The sequence below is a fragment of the Acidobacteriota bacterium genome (assembly GCA_040754075.1).
GTDB lineage: Bacteria > Acidobacteriota > Blastocatellia > UBA7656 > UBA7656 > JBFMDH01.
The window spans coordinates 22,079-48,105 of sequence record JBFMDH010000042.1 but is presented as its reverse complement, the minus strand read 5'-3'; the positions used below and the strand labels follow the sequence as shown (position 1 = coordinate 48,105).

Here is a 26,027-nt window from a genome sequence, read left to right as displayed (position 1 = left end):
CAGACCATATCATCCATCAAATTCACCCAAACAATTCGCCCTTCGCGCCACGCAACTCAATTCATACAGAAGCGAGATGTTGTCAGAGAGATGTCAACGACGAAATTCCAATCTAAACGTGAAAGTAATAATCTTTGGCATCGTGGGTTTGTAAGGTCAGTTTTTGGTCGGAAACCGCGAAATCGAGATGGGCTACAGTTTCCGATAAGGCAAGGTATTTGTGATAGCCTTTGGCATCGGGAAATAGTTTTTCAGCAGCCTCCCAGGCGGTTGTGCCGCTTTTGGGAATCAGTCCGAGAAGTTTATTTTGTCTGAGTTGGGTAAAGCGATAGAGGCGATGAAAATGTTCATCATAATCGGTCACATCATCGCCGTGTCCTCCTCGCAGCAAGGTCGGTGATAACGAACGGAGTCGCGCCATTGAAACCAGATATTCTCCCAACGATTGAAAGCGTTTCCTCTCATCAATCGGGTCAGGGCTTAAAACCGGGTTGGGAGTGATATTTTTCAGCACTGTGTCGGAAGCGAAAATTTCCCGATTACCCATTCTTGCCAAACAAATCGAACCGGGTGTATGACCGGGCGTGTGGACGACGGTCAGGCTGCCTTTTTCAAATAGAATTTCGTCTTCGTCTTCAAGGGTTTCAACCGCATCAATTTGATCAACCCAACCTAAAAATTTAGCCTGTCCCGCTTCAACTCTCTCGATGGTTGCTTCGGGAACCCCTGCAACGCTTAACAGGTTTCGGTAGGCAGCAAAATTCGCGGTAGCCAACACCGCCGGCGCATCCCACGAATGTACATGGATTGTCGCGCCGCTTTCTTCCGCCACCGTGCGCGCCAAACCATAATGGTCGGCGTGCGCGTGAGAAATAATAATCCGTTGAATATCCGATAATTTGTGACCCAATCGAAATAGCCCGTCGCGTAAGGCTTTTAAGGATTCATCACTACGCGGCCCGACATCAATCAAGGTGAGCGGGTCTTCCTGAATCAGATAGACATTAACCGGACCCACATAAAATGGCGTCGGCACGATAATGCGGTGAACTTTCATATTGCGGATTGCAGATTGCAGATTGCGGATTGTTATCTCACTAACGGCTTGCGACAAACGGATTGGATGAACCACCAAATTTCATTTGCCATTCCGCATTTCACAATCCGCAATCCGCAATCGGTTAGAGATTATATTTTCCGGCTTCGGTCATCGCTTCAGCAATTCGCCGACGCGCCGCTACGGTGTTATAGGGCGTGAATTTCATATAACGGCGGACGACTGCCATCATCATTCTGAGTTCATCGCCATCGCTCATTGCCGCGAATGCCATTTTTGCCCGCTGTTCAATATGTTGAACAGCCTCGGTAGCGAAAATTTTGGTCGCATCGATTTGTAAACCGCAATTGGCTTCGCCTTTTGCGGCAACCAGTTTTTCAGTTCTGAGGATGGCGCTTTCCATCGCATAAACATCCATCACCATTTCACTCGCTGCGCCCAACACCTCCTGCTGCTCCTGCGCTTTTTCGCGGTATTTCAAAGCGGCGGTTCCTAGTACAGCGATTACCGCTTTTTTACAGTTGGTCAATGCCGCTCGTTCTTCGGCAAATAGAGAGTCAGGAAGTTCTTCGGGCATGGATGGCGTGAGCATCTCTTCCTGCAATTTTTTCGCATAGGCAAATAAAGGATTTTCGCCTTTCATTGCCCGACGCAGTAATTGCCCGGAAATAATCAATCGATTAATTTCATTGGTTCCCTCGTAAATACGGGCGATTCTCGCATCTCTGTAAGCGCGTTCAACCGGATAATCGCTCGAATAACCATTGCCGCCGAAAACCTGTACACCTTCGTCAACACAGTAGGCGAGATATTCGCTACAGGCAGCTTTGAGTATCGAACATTCAATCGCATAATCTTCGATGGCTTTCAAAGCCTCTTTCGGAATATTGCGATCAACGGTCGCCATCATCTCTTCAATCATCCCAACCGTGCGATAAATCATGCATTCGCCGACATAAGATTTGACCGCCATCTCACCAAGTTTTTGTTTGATCAATCCGAATGAAGCGATTGGCACACCGAATTGATACCGCTGCTTGGCATAATCCGTAGCAATGGTGGTTACCCGTTTGGAACCGGCGATTGAACTGACACCGAGTTTCAATCGACCGATGTTCAATATATTGAACGCGATTAAATGACCTTTGCCGATTTCTCCGAGTAAGTTTTCAACCGGAACTTGCGCATTATCAAGATTGACTGCGCAGGTCGAAGAACCATTGAGTCCCATCTTGTGTTCATCGGGCGAGGTCGAAACTCCCGGAAAGTTTCGTTCAACGATAAACGCCGTAAATTTATCGCCATCGACTTTGGCAAAGACGATGAAGACATCGGCAAATCCACCGTTGGTAATCCACATCTTCTGTCCATTGAGGATGTAATACTTTCCATCTTCGGTTAAGGTGGCTGTCGTCTTAGCGGCAAGCGCATCGGAACCCGACCCCGACTCAGTCAATGCATATGCGCCGACCAGTTCGGCGGTTGCGAGTTTCGGCAAATATCTTTCCTTCTGTTCTTCATTACCGAAATAAGCAATCGGTAACGTCCCGATGGTGGTATGCGCACCGACGGTTCCTGAAAACGAGGATTGCAAAGATATGTTTTCAGATGCAACGAGCGAACTCAGTAAATCCAACCCTGCCCCGCCATATTGTTCGGGAATATCTATGCCAAGCAGTCCCAGTTCACCGGCTTTTCTCAATAGCTCACGGTGTACCGCATAATTTTTCTTTTCGATTTCTTCATCGAAAGGCAGCACCTCTTTTTCGGAAAACTCATAAGCGGTCTGTCCGATTAACCGATGTTCATCGCTCATATCTTCGGGTGTGAAAATATCTTCGGGCTTATGGTCTTCAAAAAGAAAACTCGCCCCGCGCAATACATTTTTTTGTGGTGAAACGCTACTCATGATAATCACTCCTTTGTTTGATGGAATTCAGGAGTCAGAATATCGGAAACGATGAAGTCTGGATGGTGAACGATGAGCATGTTTAAAACATTTGTTCAGCCTTCATCATTCATACTTCATCCTTTTTTTGATGCTGACTTTTGACTCCTGAATTCTGACTTGGTTAATTTATAGAAGTTCAAAAATCCCTGCCGCGCCCATGCCGCCGCCGACACACATCGTCACCATACCGTATCGCGCATTGCGACGCTGCATCTCATTTAAAATCGTTGCGGTGAGTTTCGCGCCGGTGCATCCCAAGGGATGACCAAGCGCCACGGCTCCGCCATTCACATTTAATTTATCCTGATTGATACCGAGTTCTTTAACGACCGCGAGCGCCTGCGCCGCAAACGCTTCGTTGAGTTCGAGCAAATCGATTTGCTCAAGCGAGAGTCCAGCGATTTTCAAAGCTTTCGGTATAGCGGCTACGGGTCCAATGCCCATATAATCCGGCGCGACTCCTGCGGTTGCATAGGCAATCAATTTGGCAACGGGTTTGATGCCTAAATCTTTGGCTTTATCAGCGGACATCACAATCGCTGCGGCTGCGCCATCCGAAGTTTGTGAAGAGTTGCCTGCAGTGACCGTGCCTTTTGCATGAAAAACCGGACGGAGTTTGGCTAATCCCTCTTGTGAGGTATCGGCTCTCGGACCCTCATCGGTATCGAAAACCCGCTCTTTGGTTTGAATCTTTCCTTTGCCATTCAATTCGTTGGTCTTGATGGTTATGGGAAGGATTTCATCTTTGAATTTGCCTTCAGAGATTGCCGCGAGAGCTTTTTGATGACTGGCTAAAGAAAAAGCGTCGGCTTCTTCACGGGAGATGGAATATTGCTGAGCTAAATTTTCCGCCGTCAGTCCCATGCTTAAAAAGTAATCGGGCCAAGTTTCAACCAACGTGGGATTCGGACGAATGACATTGCCGCCCATCGGAATCATGCTCATGGATTCAACACCGCCCGCGACAATGCAATCGCTCCAACCTGTGAGAATTCTCTCGGCGGCAAAAGCGATGGCTTGAAGTCCTGATGAGCAAAAGCGATTGATGGTAACCGCAGAAGTTTCCTTTGGAAGTCCCGCAAGCCAAGCTGCCTGCCGCGCCACATTCATTCCCTGCTCGGCTTCGGGCGTCGCGCAACCCAAAATCACATCTTCGACCAATTCGGGCGAAAAGTTATCGGTCTGTTCGATTGCAGCTTTGATAACCGCACCCGCCAGGTCATCCGGTCGGGTATCTTTCAAACTGCCGCGCGGCGCTTTGCCTATTGCAGTTCTTAATGCTTTAACGATTACTGCTTCTCTCATATTTTTGCTCCGTTTTTATTCCTCACATTTGAAATCAAATTCCCGCTTATTCGAGTGCAAATTACAATGGCTCAATTCCTCAGCGGTTTGCCGGTCTTGAGCATATGCATGATGCGCTCTTGGGTTTTGCGTTCGCCGCAAAGCGATACAAACGCCTCACGTTCAAGGTCTAGCAGGTATTGTTCGCTCACCAGGGTCTTTCTTGACAGATTACCGCCAGTGATAATGTACGCCAGTTTTTTGGCAACATGCGCGTCGTACTCCGAAATAAATCCGCCACGCTGCATCATATGTATCGCCAGCTTTATAGTCGCCAACGCCGGTTCGCCCATCACCGGAATATCGCTTCGCGGATGCGGCTGCACGTAACCTTCTTGCACCAACGCCAGCGCTGTCTGCTTGGCGTCTTCTATCAAACGGTCACGGTTCATGGTGATGTGGTCGGTGTCACGCAGAAACCCTAATTCCTGCGCCTCAACTGCCGAGGTCGAAACTTTGGCTGTCGCAATGGTTTCTGAAACTTTGCGAATGCGCGGGAATAAATCTTCATCAGGAGTTGCGCCCTCTGTAGCTCGTAAAACCAATTCTTTGACACCACCGCCGCCGGGAATCAACCCGACACCAACCTCCACAAGCCCAATGTAACTTTCGGCATTGGCGCGCACTTTGTCGCCGTGCATGGTGATTTCACATCCACCGCCGAGCGCCATCCCCGCGGGCGCGACGACAACCGGTTTTGGCGAATATCGCAAATGCATATTGGCGTTTTGAAACTGGCGCACAGAAATAGCGATCTCATCCCATTCCCCTTCCTGTATCGCCATCACTACCATCATCAAATTAGCGCCGACCGAAAAATTATCGCTTTCATTAGCAATGACCAGAGCTTCAAAATTTTCACTAACTTCCTTAACCGCATAATTCATCATCGCAATGGTATCGCCGCCAATTGCATTCATCTTTGAATGGAATTCCAAACAAGCTACACCATCGCCAATATCAATCAACGAAGCACCGGCATTTTTCTTGATGATTTTGTTCTGCTCTTTGAAGGGTTTTAAAATCAACACACCGGAACGCGCCGGAACCTCTTTATAAGTTGCGGTCGCAAAATCATAGAACAGGTTTTTGCCATCGCGTTTTTCGTAAAAATTCTTATGACCTGCGGCAATAAATTTTTCGATGGATTCGGGAATCTGCATCCCCTCTTCACGCATTCGCGCCACCGATTTTTCAACGCCAATGGCATCCCATGATTCAAAAATCCCCAACTCAAAATTGAATCCCCATTTCACTGCGCTATCTAAGTTGACAATGTCATCGGCAATTTCAGGAATTCGATTCATCGCATAAATCAGATTGCGGCTCAGGGTTTTCCATAAAAACTGACCAACCCGGTCATCGTTATAGATTAACGCTCGCAATCGCTCAGCCGGGCTTTCCAGTTGTTTTGCAGCTTCAATAGATGGGCTGCTGAATTTCTGTGAGGCGCGATATTCAAGGGTTTTATAATCCAAAACCTGGTACTCGGGTTTTCCACCTTCGCCTCTCACCTTTTTATAAAACCCGCCGCCGGTTTTATTACCGAGCATTTTGCGTTTGACCATCTCACGCAAAAAATCCGGTGCAACCAGCATCTCGCGTTGTTCGTCATTGGGAACCGCTTTATAGAGATTGTCGGCAACATAGAGCGAAACATCGAGACCGACAATATCCGTCGTTCTGAAGGTCGCGGATTTCGGACGACCGATCAGTTGCCCGGTCATGGCGTCGATTTCTTCAACCGTATAATCGCCCTCCATCATGGTTTTGATGGTATTAAATGAACTGAAAGCGGCGATGCGATTGGCAATAAAATTGGGCGTATCTTTGGCGAGAACAATGCCTTTGCCGAGTTTGCGGTCACAAAAATCGCCGATGAACTTTACGACTTCAGATTTAGTGTCGGCGGTCGGAATCACTTCAAGCAATTTGAGGTATCTTGGAGGATTGAAAAAATGTGTGCCGAGAAAATGGGCTTTGAAATCATCCGAACGTCCTTCGCTCATCGCTTGGATGGGAATGCCCGAAGTGTTTGAACTGATAATCGAACCCGGTTTTCGCAGTTTATCGACCTTTTCATACAATGCGGATTTTATTTCAAGGTTTTCAATGACCGCTTCGATTACCCAATCGCACTGGTTAATTTTCGCCAGGTCATCTTCAAAATTTCCAATTGAAACTAAACTGGCAACCGAGGATGAAAAGAATGCTGCGGGTCTGATTTTTTTGGCGGTTTCCAATCCCGCATTAACAATGCGGTTTTTCACCGCAGGATGGTCAAGGGTTAAGCCTTTCGCCGCTTCACTCTCGGTTAATTCTTTGGGAGCGATGTCCAATAACAACACTTCGATTCCGGCATTGGCGAGATGTGCGGCAATCTGCGCCCCCATCGTCCCTGAACCCAGCACTGCAACTTTTTCAATTCGATAACTCACAGGCAGTTCCTCCGAAGACTATTAAATTCAAAGAAGAAATAATAAAAACCCGAATCAATAAAACTGAAAATTTAAACAATCTTTGTTAGAGAGCAATTTTTTTATTTTAAATAACCAACCTAGCCGACGAACGCTTTGCTTTCCGATTCAGCATAAAGCGCATCAATCACCGCAGCATATTTTTTTTCGATGATGGTTCTACGCGGTTTCAAGGTTGGAGTTAATTCGCCGGACTCTGCCGTCATTTCATTTTCCAGAAGCGCGACTTTTTTGATGCGCTCAAACTGCGCCACATCCGGCGTCGCTTTATCAATCTGACGTTGAATTAAATCCAGAATCCTGGGATTTTTTAATAAATCATCAACGGTTTGATAGTGAATATGCTTCAACTGCGCGTAGTTTTTCAGCAGTTCCAGATTCGGCACGACTAACGCCGAGGCGAATTTGCGATTATTGCCGATGACCACCACCTGAGAAATAAAGCGACTCGATTTGATTAAACTTTCGAGCGGCTGTGGAGCGATATATTTTCCGCCGCTGGTTTTAATCAAATCCTTTTTGCGGTCGGTGATAAATAAAAACCCGTCTTTATCGAAATGCCCGATGTCGCCTGTGTGAAACCACCTACCATCGGAAAACGCTTCGGCATTGAAATCCGGTCGTTTGTAATATCCCTGCATGATGATTTTTCCGCGCGCCAGGATTTCGCCATCGTCGGCAATTTTCACTTCGACATTATTAATCACTCGCCCTACTGAACCGAAACGGTTGGCTTCTTCCGTATTGCAGGTGAGCGACGGTGAGGTTTCGGTTAAACCGTAACCTTGTAAAATCATCATCCCCGCTCCCGCGAAAGTGTAAGCGATTTCCGGGGCAAGCGGCGCACCGCCTGAAATCAAGGTTCGGATTCTGCCGCCCAATGCTTCACGCCATTTTTTAAATACTAAGGCATCGGCAATTTTATGTTTTAAATTCAAAGCGAAACCGATGGTTTCCTGCTTATCTCTCTTCTCAGCCCAACGTTTACCAATATCCAGCGACCATAAAAATATCTGGCGTTTGGGAAAACCTTCAGCCATCCCCTTGGCTAAAATCCGCGCATAAATTTTTTCAAACATGCGCGGAACACTGGTCATCGCAGTCGGTTTAACCTCGGCTAAATTTGCTGCGACCTTATCCACACTTTCAGCATAGGAAATCAACGTTCCGCAATGCGCATACAGATACCAGACAGCGCGTTCAAAGATGTGCGAAAACGGCAGGTAGGTTAAGGCTTCGTCCTTTCGCCCATCCAACTTTAACCACTGAACCACATTCAATACATTCTGGGTTAAATTTTCGTGCGTGAGCATCACCCCTTTCGGGTCGCCGGTCGTCCCGGAGGTGTAAATCAAGGTCGCGAGGTCTGCGGGTTGCGATTCCCGCCACAATCGCTCGTAGAGTTTCGGGTCGGCTCCATATAATTTTCGTCCGCGATTAATCAATGCTTCGGCACTTAAAACCGTTTCGGATTTATCCGATTCCGAAACCGCGTCGAACGAAATGATGAACGCTAATGAAGGAACGCGCTCGCGAAATTGCATCGCTTCCGTAAGAAAATCGTTGGAAACGAAAATCGCGCGAGTTTCCGAATTATTTAAAATATATTCGATATGCGAGCGCGCCTGTGTGGTATAAACCGGAACGTCAACCGCGCCTATAGCTAAAATTGCCAGATCGGCAACATTCCATTCCGGTCGGTTCTCTGCCCACAGGGCAATTTTTTCATCGCGTCGAAATCCAATATCATATAGCCCCAAAGCCAGTTCGCGAACCCGACGGGCAACCTCACCATAGGTAAGTTTTTGCCAACTGCCATCCTTTTTAAAATTTAAAAGCGGCGCATCGCGTCGGCTTTCGACTGCAAAATTAAACAGTTGATTTAAGGTGGTTGGGGTCATAAAGCAATGGTAGTCGTTTCAACCCAGGCAATCAGGTTTGCGAAACGCCATGTAAAAACACATCAAATAACGGCTCGGAAGTTGAAACCAGATTGTAGCGTTTATGTGTAAGCACCCAGTTGGTCACCATCTCGTCGAGCGCGCCGAACAGAATTTTGGCAGTGATTTTTGGATTGAGGGTTTTACGAAATACGCCTCGCTTCTGTCCGTCTTCAATAACTCTGCCGATTAAATCCAGATACTCTGTGACTTTGGTGGCTGAGAACTGTTCCATAAATTTTGTCGAAGACCGCAATTCAACCTGAAAGACAATCGCCAGGTCTCTATCTTTGGCATACATTTCCAGGTGGCTTTCAACAATGCGTCTCAATTTTTCAACCGGGTCATTGATTTCCGAAAGCGCCGCGCGACCACGTTCGAGCGCCTGTTCGGCGATGGAATTAAAGATAGATACCAGAATGTCATCCTTATTTTTAAAATAGAGATAAACCGTGCCGTCGGCGACACCTGCGGCTTTCGCCACATCGGCAACCTTGGAATTAAAAAAGCCATTTCGCGCAAATACCTTGATGGCGGCGCGCAAGATGAGTTCATATTTCCCGTTGGCTTTTTCTTTTATCGCTTTACGTGTCGTTGCCATGATTTTGCTGATTGTTTAATGAATGAATGCTCATTCATTTTCTACTCCAATTCATCGCCAATATCAAGTTCTTTTCAAAAGAATCATTCAAAAAATGCAAAAGCGCGCAGGGTTTTGCTAAGATGATTCCTGAGATGGCGAGTAAAGAGACCGAATTAAAAGAGAAATTAAAACAAACCTTGAAAGATGCCGCCGGTTCGACGGTTGAAAGTTTAATGAATCGTACCAGTTCCCTGCCTTATGAAGCTGTTTTGCTAACCACTGAATTAGGAATTTCAATCGCTGCCACCAATTTACGGGCTTCGGTTGAATTTCTCAAAGCCGTCCCGGATGTTGCAAAACTAATCGACGCCAGCGACCTTCGCATCTGGGGCGAAGCCGGTAAACGCATCGCTACCACCAGCGCCGATACGGCGATTGAATTTTTTCAATCCAGCGCCAAAATTATTACCGCAATTCCGCCAGGCTCGCGACCTTATGTTTTGAAATTGATTAATAAACAGGCGGCGCTTTCTGCCAATACGGCGGTTGAAAGTTTCAAAACATCACCTCAAATTATCTCTACTATCAATGATGCCGAATCGATTGGCAAAATCCTTTCTATCTGTATCGAAATGGCGCGTCATTCGGTAAAACACAGCAACGATTTGTTGCAGTCCGCGCCTAAAGTGATTGCCGATTTAAAAGCCGCAGGTGAACATTGCGGTTATTCATTGGTTGACCGGGTTTTATCTCTGACTTCGGCGTTCGCCTTCCGTTCGGGTGGCACCGCTGCGGAATTTTTTATCGATTTGCCGAACGCCATTTCGACCTCTGACCCCAAAGCCGTTACTAAATTATTTGATATAACCGAAGAATACCTCGAACGCTCGGGCGGCGTCGCTTTGCAGTATTTCAAAGCCGCCAGCCGGGTGCTGAAAATTGCCGACGAATCGGCATTCGACCGTTGGACCTCGCTTGCCAAAAAAGTCGCGCTGCAAGGCAATGCTGCAAGTTATCATTTTATGAAAGCCAGTCCGCAAATCATTGCTGACCTTGCCGCAAGATTTGGCGCAGAGCGCCGGGCACAAGTCATTGCTTCGGTGTTACAAGTCGTCGAAGAAATTGCCGAAAGAAATACCACGGCGGCTGTCGAATGTTTTAAGGCGAGTCCCATCGCCTTGCGCGCCGCAAGCCTTGGGCAATTTCGCGCCTGGGCACTCAGAGGAATTGAAAAACCCGAAGAAACCTCCAGAAAAATCCAAGCTTATTACGCCTTGGAATCGAAAGCCAGTCAAGAGGCGCTGTTTAGAATCGAAGGTGGCTTGACGCTTGATGCCATCGCGCAAACTCTCAGGCTTTATGTCGAAGGGCTGACCGGAAAAAGTTTACACATAGCCCCGCTAAGCGCCATTCCTGATGAAGTGAGAATCAGCGATGGCAAAACTATTTACTTACCTTCGGTCGTTGCCGAGTTTGAAAGTGAAGCGGAAAATTTCCGCTTGTTTAAAGTGCTTGCCGCGCACGGCGCTGGACAGATTGAGTTTGAAACCTATTCGGAAAATACCGAAGGGTTGAAAGCCGCGTGGAATGAAGTTCGAGCGTCCTTTAATGGGCAAAAGCAAAAATCTAAAACCTCACAAAAAATCCCCGATTCGATTGGCTTTTTAAATGTGCTGGATGAATTTCGCAATCAGGACATCGCTTTAAAATTATTCACCACGGTGGAAAATGGTCGCATCGATTTTTTACTCAGGCAGGCTTATCGTGGAATCCGTCGGGATTTGGATTTCGTGCAATCACGCCTGCTTGAACGGCGTCCCAAGATAGAAGAATTAAGCGAAGAATATGTTCCCTTTGAACTGCTTTTCCAAATCGCGCTTTGCGGGGGCGCAACCCCGGAAGCTCGCCAGGTTTATCCGACGATTGTCGGGCAACTTGAAAGCATTTTCGCAGCATTCATATTTAGACCCGATGCATCAGTTGCCGAATCACTGATTGCCACTCGACATATTTACGATTTATTCCTCGAACAACCACGCGCTTCTGACACCCAGAGCAATGATTCATCGCAAACCACCGATGAAGGTGAAGGCGAAGGTGAATCTCAGGGTGAGCAGGACGAAGGCGCAGAGGCACAACAAAAACAACCGGCAGAGGCACAACCCGACCCATTCAGTTTCTGGGCAGCCAATCAAACCCAGGAAATTACCGCCGACCAGGAATTATTTAATCAATGGAATAGCCGTGAAACCAGCGAACAGGATTTGGAAAAAGGCGACCGCGCCTTTTTTTATGATGAATGGGATAGAGAACTTGGTGACCACCGCACGCGCTGGTGCCGGGTAATCGAACGCCTTGGAGTTCGCGGCGCGCGTGGCTTTGTTGAATCGGTTCGCTCAAAATATGCGGGAGTCATTTCATCGATTCGCTATCAATTTCAGTTGATGCGACCTGAAAATTTACAAAAGATTCGCGGCGAAGTTGATGGCGAAGATTACGATTTACAAAAGGTCATTGATTACGCGCTTGATAAACGCAGCACAGGATTGATTGATGAGCGATTATACATCCGCAAGCTGCGCCGTGAACGCGATGTTGCCGTCTCATTTTTATTGGATATGTCGAGTTCAACGGCGCGAACCATCAGTCGATTGCCCAACCGCCCATACACCCAGCCCGGTCAACGCATCATTGATATTGAAAAAGAAGGCTTGGTATTGATGAGCGAAGCTTTGGAAGCCGTAGGTGATGCTTACTCAATGCAAGGGTTCACCAGCGAGGGACGTCGCAATGTGAAATTTTTTATCATCAAAGATTTCGATGAACGCTATTCGCCGGATGTTGAAAAACGAATTGGCGGAATTACTTATCAAAATAATACTCGGCTTGGCGCAGCGATTCGCCATGCCATCACCCGACTTGCCGCGCAGGATGCGCGAACCAAATTGTTAATCGTATTATCCGATGGCAGACCTTACGACCACGATTATGGCGATAGCCGATATGCCCGCGAAGATACGCGCATCGCGCTCAGGCAGGCGCGAATCGAAGGCATCACGCCTTTTTGTATCACCATCGACCGTGAATCCGAAGACCAATTGAAAGATATGTACGGCGAAGTCGGTTATACGATTATTGATGATGTGTTGAGTTTGCCTGAACGTATGCCCGGCATTTACCGACGGTTGACCACTTGAATCTAAATTACAAAAACCAAGTGAACATTTAACATTATCCCTTTACGCCTATACGGAAATTGCGTATGCTCCCTGCGAATGAATTAGATGTAGCCGTAAATCATGGCATTCAAGGTTATCAATAAAATCAGTTGATAATTCCAGTCTTAATAGTATTCGTCATTATTTACTTATTCGTTGATTTTTTACCGATAAAAAGACTCCTTGAAAGGCTCGCCATGAACAGAACCAGCGCCCTCACCTTATTGATTCGCTTCGTCGTAATCGCTACCAAGCGCCTTTGCTCAAAAACCCGCCTCGGTTTTATCCCCATCATACTTTGTGTAATGTTTAGCCATCCGGTGTCTCAAGCTACAGGTATAAAACAAATATCAACGCCCGTTTCATTCAGAAATCAACGCGCCCAATGGTATCAATCCAACGATGCGCAATTCCGAAATTTGCTAAACCGGCGAATCGCATTAAGTGGGGTTCGGGATTTATTCTTCGACGACTTTGCCGACTCCGAGTTTTCAAGCCAGTTGCCAACCAGCGAAGCGCAACCCCTGGCTCTCGCTGCCAGTGATTTCGATGAAGACGGCACACCTGATATCATCTGCGGCTTTGCGACCTCAACCGGAGGAAAATTAACTTTACATAAAGGGAATGTGGATGCGGTTTTTCCGAATCACCCAGAAGCGCAACTGGGAAAAATGGAAGGCATTTTCAGTGACGCGCCTTTTTTGGCAAAGGTCACGACTTTTGCAACTAACGAAGCGCCGGAATTTCTTGCAACAGGCGATTTCAATGCCGACGGTCACATCGACCTGGTTATTGCCAATCGCAACTCAAACGTCTTGCATTTCCTGCTCGGTGACGGACAAGGCAACCTCTATTCGGAACTCGCCAAAAATTTACCCGGATACGTGACGGCGCTTGTCAGTGGCGATGTCAATCGTCGCAATGGCTTAGCTGATCTGGTTATCGGCACTCGCTCATCAAGTGGCGCAAAGTTACTTATCTTTGAATCAATCGAAGGCGCGATGAATGCAACCCCCGAAGAGATGAATTTTCCGTCAGCCGTATCGGCATTGACCATCGCGGAATTGAACGGCGACGCGCTGATGGACATTGCCGTAGCCGCTGGCAAAACCGTATCGGTGATTGCTGGGCACAACAGGGATTGGCGATTTAAAAACTCAGCTATTTCGCCAAGCCTACCCCTTGAGGTTTATCAGCACACCTTTGATTGTAAAATCCGCTCAATAGTCAGTGACCAATTTCACCAAACACGCGGACGAGAATTGGCATTGCTAACCGAAGACGGCTCCATTTATATCTGCGAAAAATCACCGGCAAAAGCCAATCCATTAATCAATATCAGGGTTTTAGCATCCCGTCAGTTCCCTACGGCTAACCATTTAATCAGCGCGCCAGTATCCAGTCATTCTCCCGTAAATCTAATGGTTTTGGATTCGACCGAAGATAAATTACAGGTTATGGCATCCGACGAAATAAATGAGAATCAACCGAATCAGCAAATCAATTTTGAGTCTGACGCCTCTTGCGAAATCGCATTTGCAAGCAAACCAATCGCGGTTTTGCCAATGCGATTGAATAATGATGGATTGAGCGATCTGGTCATTTTGCGAGAAGGAAAAAACTTTCTGAGCGTTGCCCCATCAGCGCCTCAAAGCGTTTTCACAGTCACCAACACCAATGATAGCGGAGCGGGGTCGCTTAGACAGGCAATCAACAATGCCAACGTCACGGCTGGCGCGGATGTGATTATCTTTAACATTGCCATCGGGCCACAAAGCATCGCTTTGTTATCGCCGCTTCCTTCACTTTCAGAAACCGTTGCCATCGATGCAACGACGCAAATCGGCTTTGCCGGGAATCCGATTATCGAATTGAATGGGGCGGGCGCAGGCGCGGGTGCTTCGGGATTGACAGTGTCCGCAAGTAATTGCACGGTGCAAGGGTTGGTCATCAATCGTTTCAGCGCCGCCGGAATTACCATTACCAATATAACCGGCAGCATCATCCAAAATAATTTTATCGGCACCAATTTGAGCGGCAACGCTGCCATCGGCAATTTTATCGGCGTCGGGTTAAATGGAGCCTTAAATTCAATCATCGGAGGGACGACATCCAATGCCCGCAATATTATTTCCGGCAACCTTGGTGATGGTATCGCTTTAAGCGGTGACGCAACCTTTACGCAAATTCAGGGCAATTTCATCGGTCTTGATGTGACCGGAACGCTTGCCATTCCGAATGTCAATGGGGTTCAAGCATTCAATTCGGGAAATAACCTTATCGGCGGAACTAGCGCCGGAGTGCGAAATATTATTTCCGGCAATAGCGCTGAGGGAGTTTTCTTGAGCGGGGCACTGGCTTCGGGCAATTTGGTGCAGGGCAATTTCATCGGAACCAATGCCAGCGGAAATGCCGCAATATCAAATAATCTCAATGGCATTCGCTGCGATGCTGTGACTGAAAATACCATCGGGGGAAATACCTCTACCGCCGGAAATCTTATTTCCGGAAACCCTAACGGAATCGTGCTGCTCAATAACGCAGCCAATACTTTTATACAAAATAATCGGATTGGCACTCAGGCTAATGGCATTGCGGCGCTTCCCAATACCAAAGACGGCGTAGCAATTGTTAATAGCTCGAACAATACAATCAATAGCAATATCATCGCGTTTAACAATGATCGTGGAGTTAATTTATTAAGCGGGACGAGCAATCTCATTCAGAACAATTCGATTTTTTCTAATAACGCTCTTGGCATTGACCTCAATAACGATGGGCTTACCGCCAACGATGCGGGAGACCCAGACGCCGGAGCGAACACCTCACAAAATTTTCCGGTCATCACCTCAGTTACACTTGGCGTGAGTAGCACAACTATTATCGGCTCACTAAACAGCACGCCAAACTCGACATTTCAAATTGATTTTTATTCCAACACCGCCTGTGACCCCAGTGGCAACGGTGAAGGTCAGAGGTTTATCGGTTCAACAAACGTCTTGACCGATGCCGCCGGTAATGCGCCAATCAATGCATCATTTCCTGTCGTCGTATCATTAACCAGTGTGGTGACGGCAACCGCCATCGACTCACTGGCAAATACCTCGGAATTTTCGGAATGTACAGTCGTCACCGTGCCTCCCTGCGATATTATCTGTTCTCCGGGTATGGTCGTATCAGCTTCGGAAAATCAATGTGGCACAGTCGTCAATTATCCTCTACCAACGGTTGTTGGCGTTTGTCTGACAATTACCTGCACCCCGCCGACCGGTTCGGTTTTCAATGTCGGCAATACGCAAGTTGATTGCATATCCGAAGTGGGACCCTCGTGTTCATTCTTTGTCACTGTGGTTGATCAAACACCCCCAACCATCACCTGCCCGCAAAATATCACTCAACTTGCGGAATCAGGAAAGGCGAGCGCAGTGGTCAATTATTCCCTGCCAACGCCCGCCGACAATTGCCCGAATCCGACGATTAACTGTACACCGCCTTCGGGAACAGCGTTTCCTTTAGGCATTACCGGCGTGGTTTGCCAGAGCCGTGATCAATCCAATAATTTATCAACCTGCGCTTTTTCCATCATAGTTACGGATAACCAATCACCAATCATTCAATGTCCGCCGAATCAAACCGTGAATGCGGCAAGCGGACAAACTTCGGCAACCGTAACTTACCCTGCGCCGCAGGTGTCAGATATTGACACGAAAACCACAGTTACCTGTGTTCCGCCATCCGGTTCATCTTTCGCACTCGGCATCACTATAGTTACCTGCACAGCAACCGATTCGGGGGAAAACAAAGCGAGTTGCAGTTTTACGGTTACGGTAATCGGGGGCACGCCGACGCTTTCAATAACCCCTCAGCCTCTTATCTTCGGCGTGCCGACGCCTTTGACCGTCAAGCGCAAACCGATTAAGGAAAAAAATCTTTCGTGTCAGGCATTCACTATTGAAAATCGCGGCTTTGTTTCATTGACTCTCTCTCTCGAATCGATTATGCGAATTGGCGCGGATGTCACCAATCGCAAAATCACAGACCCGAGTGAAGGCAATCTCTATTCGATTACCCAAGTGAATGCAGATGGCAGCCAATCAATTTTGCCAATCGGCACGACAATGGCTTTTGCCATTGGGCAACGAAGGAATTTTTGTTTAAGGATAAATCCGGTGATTCCGGCAGTCACAACCATTAAAACCGGATTGAGCGCACCGCAGGCTTTACCCGACGTCATCAATTCACAAGTGAATTTCCGCATTGTCGGAGGCGGATTGTTGACCCTCAACGTCACCGCGCAACTCTCAACCAAAGTTATTTTGATCAACGGCAATAATCCGCGACTGCCTGCCGAAACTATTTTTGAGCGAGCCGGTGACGAATTCATCGTGACCTATTCGGCATATGATTCCAACCTTGACGTGAATAAAACCCGTTATGAATTTCTCGACGCCAACGGCAACCTCGTCGGCAATGCCATAGAGGTTGATTTGCGGCAGTTTTTAAGTGACGCCAATTTGGTCAGAGGGCAAAGTTTTACGGTGATTCAACGATTTTCCGGCGCGCAAAGTAATCCGCAAGTGGCAAGCGCACGGGTAACGGTTTTTGACGCGGAGACCAATGCCACCTCACCTTTAACAACTATGTTGCAATCGCAAAACCATATGACTTGGGCATCAAATCCATTTAAAATCACGCCGATCAACGCCGAAATCAAAAATTCTTTGCACAACCGGCGCAAAACATCGCAAAATCCATAATTCGCTGGTTGAAAATTTTTTGATTTCTAAATCAAATTAAAAATTTACGAAATGGAGAGCATCGTTATGAATAAACCTAAAATCCTTTCTGCTTTGTGTGGCGTGATTTTATTTTGCGGCATGAGTTTTTCCCTTAACGCACAAACGCCTTTGAAGGTTTGCCCCAACCCCAATGCACCTTGCAAAAGCAAGCACAGAGAATTTTATCCTTATGATTTATCTTTTGTATTACCGGCTAAAGTAAAAAATAACACACCATATAAATCGGAAGTTTTTTTTGCAATCATTCTCAAGAGCACTATTAAATTATCGGAAAACGAAGAATGTGATGGCGGCGAATTTTCCACCAAGGTTGAAAACGAACGCAAGCAGGCGCAAAAACTATTTCCGCATAATAAAGTTTTCGCCTCGCATCAATGCCCGGATATGGGCGCGCTTTCCTATGAAATAAACGGACAACCGTTAAATGAAAACTTTATCGCCGTATATGGCGGGACGAATATGTTGGAAGCCGATACTATCTTAGCCGATGCCAAAGCCAAATATCCCAAAGCCGTTGTAAAAAAAATGCGTGTGATATTTGAAAATATCGTTCAGTAACCCGGACTAAAATGCTCAAAACAATCAAAGGATAATTTACTGACTATGAATAAATGCCGTTCTGCCCGTTACTCGTCATTGGTTGTTTCGCTGTTGATTTTCTTTTTCTTTACGCCACTGATTCACGCCCGACAAAATTCTGCCAAACCCAAAATCAATCTTGAACGGGTGATTTCGCAACTCGAACCGGAAATTCAACGGACATTAATCGAAGGAAAAATTCCTTCGTGTTCGATAGCTTTGGTTGCCGGAGATGAAATTATCTGGTCAAACGCTTACGGCTATGCAAACCTCTGGGCGAGAACCCCTGCGGTTCCGAATACCGTTTACCTGATTGGCTCGACCTTTAAAGCGATGGCGACGGTCGCTTTATTGCAACAGATGGAACAGGGAAAATTTAAACTCGATGACCGGGTCAATGATTATTTAAGCGAGTTTAAAATTGAAGGCGAGGATGCGAAAAATCCCATCACTTTTCGCCATTTACTAACTCATGTTTCAGGGCTTCCGGCGGCATTCGGTCCCGTACTGGTTTGGGGAGATGGCGGCGTGCCTTCGCTGGAAGAATACCTGCGCAAAGATTTGAAAGTTGCACGACCGCCGATGGAGAAAGAGGAGTATTCAAATCTGGCTTATACGTTGATTGGCTATCTCGTCCAAAAATTTTCCGGCGTGCCATTTAAAAAATATATGCAGGACAATATTTTCGCGCCGCTTGAAATGAATAACACGGCGATCAATTTACGACCGGACATGGATGAACGGTTGGCGGTGCCTTATGTGGTTGATGAAAAGACCGGGAGCCAGATGCCGACTGAACGCTTGAAAGCGATGGTATGGCCTGCGGGGATTGTATACGGAACGGTGTTGAATCAAGCCAACTGGTTAATCATGAATTTGAATGGCGGCACGTTTAAAGATAAGCGCCTGTTAAGCGAAGCCACACATAATCAGATGCTCACCCGTCAACACGATAAGTTCAAAGGCAAAGTTGAAGGCTTATGGGGCGGCGATGAAGCGGGGTTTGGACTCACCTGGTGGGTTGAACGGCGCAACGGCGAATTGTATTTCGCGCACAGTGGCAGTGTTCCCGGTTACACAGCCTTTTTGCAAGGCAATCGCGACAAACGACTGGGGTTTGCCATTTTAACCAACGGCAATCGCGCCCACCCGCACCTGATTAAACTCGCAGATAAGGCATTGGATTTAATGAAAGCGAATATGCAGTAGCCGGGTCGGGAACCGTTCACCGACTCCTGAAGAACACAATGAATGTCGCCGAACTGTTACTGAGAAAATATGAAGATGCGGTTTTCCGTATTGCGCTACAGGAAGTCAAATGCGCAGGCATCAACACCTATACCTTCGGTGGACTGGATTACCTCTCGGATAAATTCGCTACTATTTTGAAGGCAAGCGGTATCGCGCAAGGCGATGTGGTCGCCGTAGTTTTGCCGCAATCTGCGGCTTTTGCTGTTGCCCATCTGGCAATCTTAAAAATCGGCGCGGTGGTATTACCGATCAAAACCTCAACAAAACTCACACACATCAAACCGATGCTCACTAAAGGACAGGCAAAGTGCTTGATTGTTGGCGATTCCAATTACAAAAAATTTCGAGGCATTCAAAATAAAACTCCTGAAATTGAAAATGTATTTATCGCCTGCGATATCGTCAGCAAAAATGATTTCGGTGAAGGATTGAGAAGTTTCTGGTTTGAAATCAATTTCGCGGATGCAAATTTTACAATTGTCGAACCACTTGTAACTCAGCCTGCTTACCTTTTTTCTGAACGCGACCCGCAGAAAAAATTCATCAAGCATCCCGTCAACTACGGAGATATTTTAAATTCACTCAATGAATCTGAAATTGAAAAGCCGAAAGCTCAGACGGTCTGGACAACCAGGGACTGGACGGAACCTGAAATTATTTTTGAGATGATTTTCAAAATGTGGGCTGGTGGCAACGCCATTGCCACCTACGATTCGACTTTCACTTTTGAGTTGCCCATAAGGGAATACTATGACCATTTAGGTTATAAAGAATACTTTCAGGATTGAATCAAAAGTCGAGAATAGTTTGATTACGCAAATGGCGCTTTGCGTTATGGCAAGATACGCCTTAAAAAATTTCCCAGGTCTCTAATTGGTTGAGTTATTTTTTCAGTGAATTTTTCATAAAGCGATGGTTGCCCACCGACATAAACTACTTCCCCTAAACTTCCCACAAGCAAAGTTATATTCAAAGTATCAAGGGTTCCTGCCTGAATTGGAAACCAATTTTTTCTAAAGGTTATAAAGCCCCGGCTTTCTATTTTTATCTTGTATAACCCTTCAGTCAGACTGGCAATTTCAAAAGCTCCTGCTTCATCCGTTTTAGTCGTAAACACTTGTTTGTTCGATAAATTTTGGATCGTAAGTTCTGCGCCAACAATCACTGCTCTACTCTGGACATAAACTGTTCCTCGAAAGGTTGCTGTCTTGATTAACACGTCCTGTTTTTCGGTTGCCCGCTCAGGTTGCGAATCGATTTGAATGGTTTTTTGAGATTGATTTGCTTTCAAGGATTGACCAAAGGCGTTTTGGTATAAAGTCAGCGTAGCGGTCAAAACAGCGGTCGCAAATTTTGAAGCCTGAAATCTTGAAAAACCTCTCACGGCTTTTGTCTCTGCGGTTATGACTGAATCATCTGCATCGCGAATCACTCTGGCGCAAAATCGCCCGCCGGTCAGTTGTACCAGCGATTCGATTTCGCGCCGGGTCATGGTTGAAAAGTTATAAACCTCTTTCTGACATTCAGAGCAGAAACGCATTCGTTCATCGCCGGTCATGCCCTCCCAATCAAATGTGCAGGGCTGTGTGACTCGAAGGTGATCGAGATTCAGCCGTCTCATCTGTCGCGATGCTCCTTTCGCCAAACTTTCTCGGCTTTTCTACAGGCGTCACAATAAACGACCTCCGCATGCGTTGGTGAATTATCGGTAATGACGCAGCCGCCTAAAACAGACAGATTCGAGTTTGGAAACGAAGTCTTTTCGGCATTCATAAAGGCTTTATCATACACAGGCATCCCGTAGTTAATTCTGGCAATGCCCAATTTCATTGTCTGGTTATGGATTTCGCACCTTGCACCGATTCGCGCGCGTTCATCCGCGTCTAAAGGTTGCGCCTCTTTTCTCTTATTCTTTCCCGTCATATGAGGATCAACAACCGTTTTTTCAGGAACGATGGTTTGAGAAGTTCGAGCAAAAAGATCGAACGCCGGTATCAGCAAAATTATCATTAACAAAACCTTTTTACGCATCACCTCTTACTCCTGCCTAAACCACTTTGTAAACTTTGCCCTTGTAAATGACAGTGACTTTTTTGCCGAGTGAAAAGTAATCGGCAAGTTGCGGTTCTTTGCCGATCAAATTAAAGAATTCGTCACTGCCGAATTTCAATTCAACCACCGGCAAGTTCGCAGTGTCTTTGTACTGAGTATCCATCCAGATTTCGTTTTGTAATCTGAAGGTCTTATCGCCAACGGTGCGAACGGTTGAGATATAATCATCCAGACGTTCGTCTTTGTCTGATTCTTTCAATTTCTTTTCGGCTTTACTATAAACCACCGCTCCTTCACCGACTCCTTTACCGGCTGCCTGTCCTCCAGGCGCACTTTCAGGTCTTCTCGAAGCAATTGATTCAACCGAAGCCAAAGCCTCAAAGCTTCGCCCCTGCTCTCTTGGCATATCACGCATCGATACTTTTACATTATCTTCGGTCACCAGATATGAAGTGTACGGCGTAACGATGCCGAAACGGGTGCCGAGCGCAATGATTTCATCTTTTAACTCTTTGTTTTCGCCATTCAAGCGAATCTGTTCCAGAAGATACCCAACTCGTCGTGTTGCCCAGAGTCTTGGCAGGAATTTGTTTTCATCCTGTTCATTGGGAAAAATCTGATTGCCGAATGTGAAGGTCGCATCGCGCCCTGCAAGCTTACCACTTAAACGAATCGTCGCATCTTTTACTGAATTCTTATAACGACCGACCAGAACGATTTGAGAGTTTTTGAACAAATCGCCAAGCGTTCGGGGATACATCAGTTCCGCTTCAACACCACCCAAATCCAACTTCAAATCGGAAAGCACCGGATAATTCACCCGCGCAAAAAAGTTCGACACCTTCACTTCAAGGTCTTCCTGTGGCTCGATGTAATCGCTCGAACCTCGATTATCTGCCGAAAGTTTATCGAGCAAATTGGTATTGACATCATAACCGACGCCGAAAGAAAACAACCGAACATTGGCTTTATTGCTGTTTGCAACATTTTTAACAATCTGTTGCACAACGGTAATCCCAACCGTTGGCAACCCATCCGTCAAAAAAACAATCATTCCCGGACGCTCGCTTGATTGAAATTGCTTGAACGCCATTACCAATGAATCGTTGATATTCGTGCCGCCTTCGGCTTGCAGATTTTCGATAAATTTCAAACCGGCTTGCTTACCATCTCTGTCGGCTTCAATCAAAGAAGCTTTCATCAAATGCTCTTCACCGGAAAACGAAATGATATTGTAGCGGTCACGCGGGGAAAGCGATTCAACCCCGAATTTCAAAGCCGCTTTGGCTTTATCTATTTTTTCACCGCTCATCGAACCCGAAGTATCCAGAACAAAAACGATGTCCTTGGCGACCCGTTCTTGCTCGCTGATATTTGATTTCGGGGAAATCAACATTAAAAAATAGCCGTCTTTTCCAGGTTCCCGATGAGTGATTAGTGAAAGACCAAAATCTTTTTCCGAAAGCGCGTAATAAAGCAGAAAATCTTTTTGCGTGTCTGTACCTGAACCTTCAAAACTTAATCGAGCCTTTCTCTCACCATCTTTTGAAACCGAGATTTTATGGGTCGGCGAATAAATATTTTTCAAATCAATCGGTGAAGTAATTTCGATACTTGCGGCAATCTCTTTAACCGGTTGTTGTTGAATACGACGCCCCGAACCGAGTTCATAACGGTAACCTACGGTTCCGCCTTCATTTTTTAAAACCTGCGAGTAGGTGAGTTCTATTTTTTTGGTACTGCGCGGCTCAATCGGAAAAACATTTGCTTGAAATAAATCTTTACCGACATATTCCAATAACCCCGGGTCAATTTGTCGGCGCACGATTTCATTATAAATCTGCCTGGCTCTGGTTTTTTCCATCACTTCGCCCGATAGTCGTTTATCGCCATCATAAATAGCAAAATCCGATAGCGAGGCGCTTTCAGGAATGGGGAAAAAATAAGACCCTTCGAGCCGATAGGGCGTATCATTCTCGAATACCTGTTCAACTTTGGTTATCGCTACCTGTGAATTTATTTTTGTCGTAATTTTAACGGATTTGATCTGTAAAACTCTGGGGATGGGCACCGGTCTTGGAGGTCTCGGAATAGGCGGGCAACGATGACATTCATCGGGTATGATGACACCTTGTCCAAATGCAGCGCCACAAAATAGTAAAATAAACGCAAAAATCCCACTGATCCTTAATTTCATCGCATATCTCCTTCCGGCGCTCTTTTTCAATGAGCAAAAAGTTCTGAACTCAACATTGACGGTTAATTTTTTTATGTTTTGCAGTCCAGGCGAATAACCGTTGTCTCAAAACGATCACATTCAAAATGAATGCGGAAGACTCACGGTATTTTATTGCTAAAATTCCAGCCCGTGCTCTGGTTGAGTCTTCCGCTATTTCTTTGAACGCGGGAAATTACAATTGCTTGCAATTTTTTTCAATTATTCAAAATATTTTTTACACACCCTGATTAACCCTCTTGTTCAGTCATCCTTAAAATTTGCTGCCCTATGCGAACCGTCGCAGAAGGGCTTGTTGTGTGATGCGCCACAACGGCAGAAGGCAGTTTTAGGCGCGCGTTTCGATTCATTCCCATCGATGCCTTTGATATGCAGGCTTCCGTGAACCACCAACGGGCCATCGGGTAAAACCTCAACCAACATTTCCACGCTTACATTTTCAGAGGTTTCGTCCACGGCATTCCTAAAATAGCTGAGCGCGCCTGATGGGCATCGTTCAACCTGTGCGATGATTCGTTCACTCGTTGCGCCCTGCATATTCACCCAAGGTCGCGCCTGCGGATTAAAAACCTCCGCGAGACCGTTGACACAATTGGTTGAATGAATACAGAGGTCTGGTTTCCAGCTTACGGTGATGTCGCCATTCGTATAATTTTTCTGCGCCACTTTCTTACCCTCTTGACCAGAAACTAATTTCAACTTCAAGGCTGATTATTTGGAATCAATCCAGGCGGTGTACCAGAGATTTGCCAGCATTTGCGAACCGACTGCCAGGCGTTTAACGACAAACTGTTTCGATTCAGGTTTGGTATTGGCAATTTCCCAACGAGCTGTTTTATCCATCTCATAAAGTGGTTTCACTTCCTTAAATGAATCCAGAAGATATTTCATGGTATCAGTGAACGGGTCTTTTAATTTAGAGGCGGCATTCACCAGCGAAGCGAAATCTTCGGCTTTGATTTGCGCTTTCACATACTCGCCTTCAAATCGCCAGTGAAGCGGTTCGCGCGTCAAATAATCCGGGTTATCGCTGCCGCTCCAGCCGTTGTAATGTATGGTTGTGTGCAAGGGATTGGCTCCGTCACCAACATAATGCCCCAGAACTCCTGCATAATAGATAATATTTTGCTCGATCTGTTCCCGCTCTCCGGCATTGCGCGGATCACGCCATAAACGGAACAGCACCTGAATTTTTTCATACCACTCAAGAATTGAATAAGGAAGATAGCCAATATCTTTCGGGTCTTTACCCTGTGCGTGTAACCAGTCGCTATATTTGTAGCGGTCATTGGGCAGGCTTAAAAAATTTTCCGGTTTATCAATGTCGATGAAGTGGTCTGGAGCATTGACCTCCCGTAATGCCGAAAACAATTGCCGGTTATCCCGCCAGCGATCCGGTTCAGGACCCAGAAATTCAAGTCTTGCGGCTGCATCTCGAAAGAATTGTGGCATATCTGATGGTAATTTTTGTGCAGCGTTGCGATTGATAAAGCGATGTCCTTCATCACCCCATCCGAATACTGACGGAACCAAGGTCAAAGTAAGCGATAGCAATACGATCTGTGTGATGGTTTTATTAGGTTTAAAATTCATTTTTCCCCCTTGCAAATATTAAAATGGCGCAGCGGAGTTTATAACGATTTTTTCCGGTTGTTAAAAGGTAAATCCGGTTATTCAATGCGGGTATTTTTCGTACAACCTTTCAAATGAACTCCTGGTTAATTCTCTTCTCCCATTACCGCTTTTTTATTATCCATAATTGATACCGTCAAACCGAAAATTATCAAAAACATAGTGAAAGCCATCAACATTCCAATGCCGGTCTGAACAACAAAAATTCGTAATCCCTTGCCTATTGAAAACGGCGCTATTCGCCAAATACCGATTAAAATACCTATAAAAATCGACAGCCATCCGCCTGCCAACCAAAACTTGAGTTTTTGGGTCTCACTGAATCGTTGAAAATTGCGACTCTCTTGTCTGGGCGTTCGTTTTATCCAACTTTTGAGCCAGAAAAATATAAACCACACTCCTAAGAATGAACTCGCATGTTGCAGGAACTTGTACAATCGCAAATCATAAGAATTAATTTTAAGAATTGAGACCTTCAGTAAGGGGATACTCTGAACTGCCAACCCTGTGCTATGAGTAAATGAATCCCAAATGCTATGAGAGCTGGCACCCAGGATGATGGCTAAAATCACCGCGATTATTTTTTGCCAGGAAAGCTGTTCAGTTTGAATTTGGGTTGGGTTTATTCGGTCGTTGATAAAGCTTGGGAGCAATTGAACCAAGGGCTTTTTAATCAGGAAATGAAATATGAATAATCCCAATAACGAAACCGGCAGGCAAAATAAAATTAGACCTTCAAGGGAATGGCTGAAATCTCTTAGCTCAGGTGAATAAACCGCATAACGGAAATCCGGTGAAAAACTCCCGATGATCAGCGCAGAAAGGGGCAATCGCTTTTTAAAAATTTTCCTAATCGGATAAATTGCAGCGGCGTGAGAAAGCGTAAACGGCATGACCTGGCTCAACAA

At 46.1% G+C, this 26,027-nt stretch carries 17 protein-coding genes; 5 read left to right on the top strand and 12 right to left on the bottom strand.

Annotated features, from left to right (window positions below; translation table 11 throughout):
• Window positions 1-112: 112 nt before the first annotated feature.
• From AB1757_28520 to AB1757_28495, 6 genes are all read right to left on the bottom strand, one after another.
• A complete protein-coding gene (locus tag AB1757_28520) occupies window positions 113-1,057 on the bottom strand; it encodes an MBL fold metallo-hydrolase (protein ID MEW6131009.1) in 945 nt (314 codons plus the stop codon).
• A 124-nt stretch (window positions 1,058-1,181) separates the two neighbouring features.
• A complete protein-coding gene (locus AB1757_28515) occupies window positions 1,182-2,966 on the bottom strand; it encodes an acyl-CoA dehydrogenase family protein (GenBank protein ID MEW6131008.1) in 1,785 nt (594 codons plus the stop codon).
• A gap of 168 nt (window positions 2,967-3,134) precedes the next feature.
• On the bottom strand, window positions 3,135-4,313 hold the full coding sequence (locus tag AB1757_28510; GenBank protein ID MEW6131007.1) for an acetyl-CoA C-acyltransferase: 1,179 nt from the start codon (window positions 4,311-4,313) through the stop codon (window positions 3,135-3,137).
• Between the two features lie 71 nt (window positions 4,314-4,384).
• A complete protein-coding gene (locus AB1757_28505; GenBank protein MEW6131006.1) occupies window positions 4,385-6,790 on the bottom strand; it encodes a 3-hydroxyacyl-CoA dehydrogenase/enoyl-CoA hydratase family protein in 2,406 nt (801 codons plus the stop codon).
• A gap of 119 nt (window positions 6,791-6,909) precedes the next feature.
• Entirely contained in the window at window positions 6,910-8,730 is a 1,821-nt protein-coding gene (locus AB1757_28500) for a long-chain fatty acid--CoA ligase (protein MEW6131005.1), read from the bottom strand.
• A gap of 31 nt (window positions 8,731-8,761) precedes the next feature.
• A complete protein-coding gene (locus AB1757_28495) occupies window positions 8,762-9,370 on the bottom strand; it encodes a TetR/AcrR family transcriptional regulator (protein MEW6131004.1) in 609 nt (202 codons plus the stop codon).
• A gap of 134 nt (window positions 9,371-9,504) precedes the next feature.
• On the opposite strand from AB1757_28495, the gene AB1757_28490 reads away from it, so the two are divergent.
• From AB1757_28490 to AB1757_28470, 5 genes are all read left to right on the top strand, one after another.
• On the top strand, window positions 9,505-12,549 hold the full coding sequence (locus AB1757_28490) for a VWA domain-containing protein (GenBank protein MEW6131003.1): 3,045 nt from the start codon (window positions 9,505-9,507) through the stop codon (window positions 12,547-12,549).
• A 218-nt stretch (window positions 12,550-12,767) separates the two neighbouring features.
• Complete coding sequence (locus tag AB1757_28485; protein ID MEW6131002.1) at window positions 12,768-17,327, top strand: HYR domain-containing protein; 4,560 nt, start codon at window positions 12,768-12,770, stop codon at window positions 17,325-17,327.
• Window positions 17,328-17,393: 66 nt separating this feature from the next.
• Window positions 17,394-17,927 carry a hypothetical protein gene (locus tag AB1757_28480; GenBank protein MEW6131001.1) on the top strand — a complete coding sequence of 178 codons (534 nt, stop codon included), beginning with the start codon at window positions 17,394-17,396 and terminating at the stop codon, window positions 17,925-17,927.
• Between the two features lie 45 nt (window positions 17,928-17,972).
• The gene (locus AB1757_28475; protein ID MEW6131000.1) at window positions 17,973-19,157 is read left to right on the top strand and encodes a serine hydrolase domain-containing protein; all 1,185 of its coding nucleotides are present in this window, start codon (window positions 17,973-17,975) and stop codon (window positions 19,155-19,157) included.
• A 38-nt stretch (window positions 19,158-19,195) separates the two neighbouring features.
• The gene (locus AB1757_28470; protein MEW6130999.1) at window positions 19,196-19,987 is read left to right on the top strand and encodes an AMP-binding protein; all 792 of its coding nucleotides are present in this window, start codon (window positions 19,196-19,198) and stop codon (window positions 19,985-19,987) included.
• Window positions 19,988-20,031: 44 nt separating this feature from the next.
• Here AB1757_28470 and AB1757_28465 read toward each other — a convergent pair whose 3' ends face one another.
• The 6 genes from AB1757_28465 to AB1757_28440 all read right to left on the bottom strand — a co-directional run bounded on the left by AB1757_28465 (window position 20,032) and on the right by AB1757_28440 (window position 26,012).
• A complete protein-coding gene (locus AB1757_28465; GenBank protein ID MEW6130998.1) occupies window positions 20,032-20,757 on the bottom strand; it encodes a carboxypeptidase-like regulatory domain-containing protein in 726 nt (241 codons plus the stop codon).
• A gap of 59 nt (window positions 20,758-20,816) precedes the next feature.
• The gene (locus AB1757_28460; GenBank protein MEW6130997.1) at window positions 20,817-21,230 is read right to left on the bottom strand and encodes a hypothetical protein; all 414 of its coding nucleotides are present in this window, start codon (window positions 21,228-21,230) and stop codon (window positions 20,817-20,819) included.
• A 16-nt stretch (window positions 21,231-21,246) separates the two neighbouring features.
• Window positions 21,247-23,448 carry a VIT domain-containing protein gene (locus AB1757_28455; GenBank protein MEW6130996.1) on the bottom strand — a complete coding sequence of 734 codons (2,202 nt, stop codon included), beginning with the start codon at window positions 23,446-23,448 and terminating at the stop codon, window positions 21,247-21,249.
• Window positions 23,449-23,730: 282 nt separating this feature from the next.
• Entirely contained in the window at window positions 23,731-24,153 is a 423-nt protein-coding gene (locus AB1757_28450; GenBank protein MEW6130995.1) for a (4Fe-4S)-binding protein, read from the bottom strand.
• A gap of 45 nt (window positions 24,154-24,198) precedes the next feature.
• The gene (locus AB1757_28445; protein ID MEW6130994.1) at window positions 24,199-25,080 is read right to left on the bottom strand and encodes a hypothetical protein; all 882 of its coding nucleotides are present in this window, start codon (window positions 25,078-25,080) and stop codon (window positions 24,199-24,201) included.
• Window positions 25,081-25,205: 125 nt separating this feature from the next.
• Window positions 25,206-26,012 (bottom strand): DUF4184 family protein, encoded by an 807-nt coding sequence (locus tag AB1757_28440; protein MEW6130993.1) that lies wholly within the window; start codon window positions 26,010-26,012, stop codon window positions 25,206-25,208.
• Window positions 26,013-26,027: the final 15 nt, after the last annotated feature.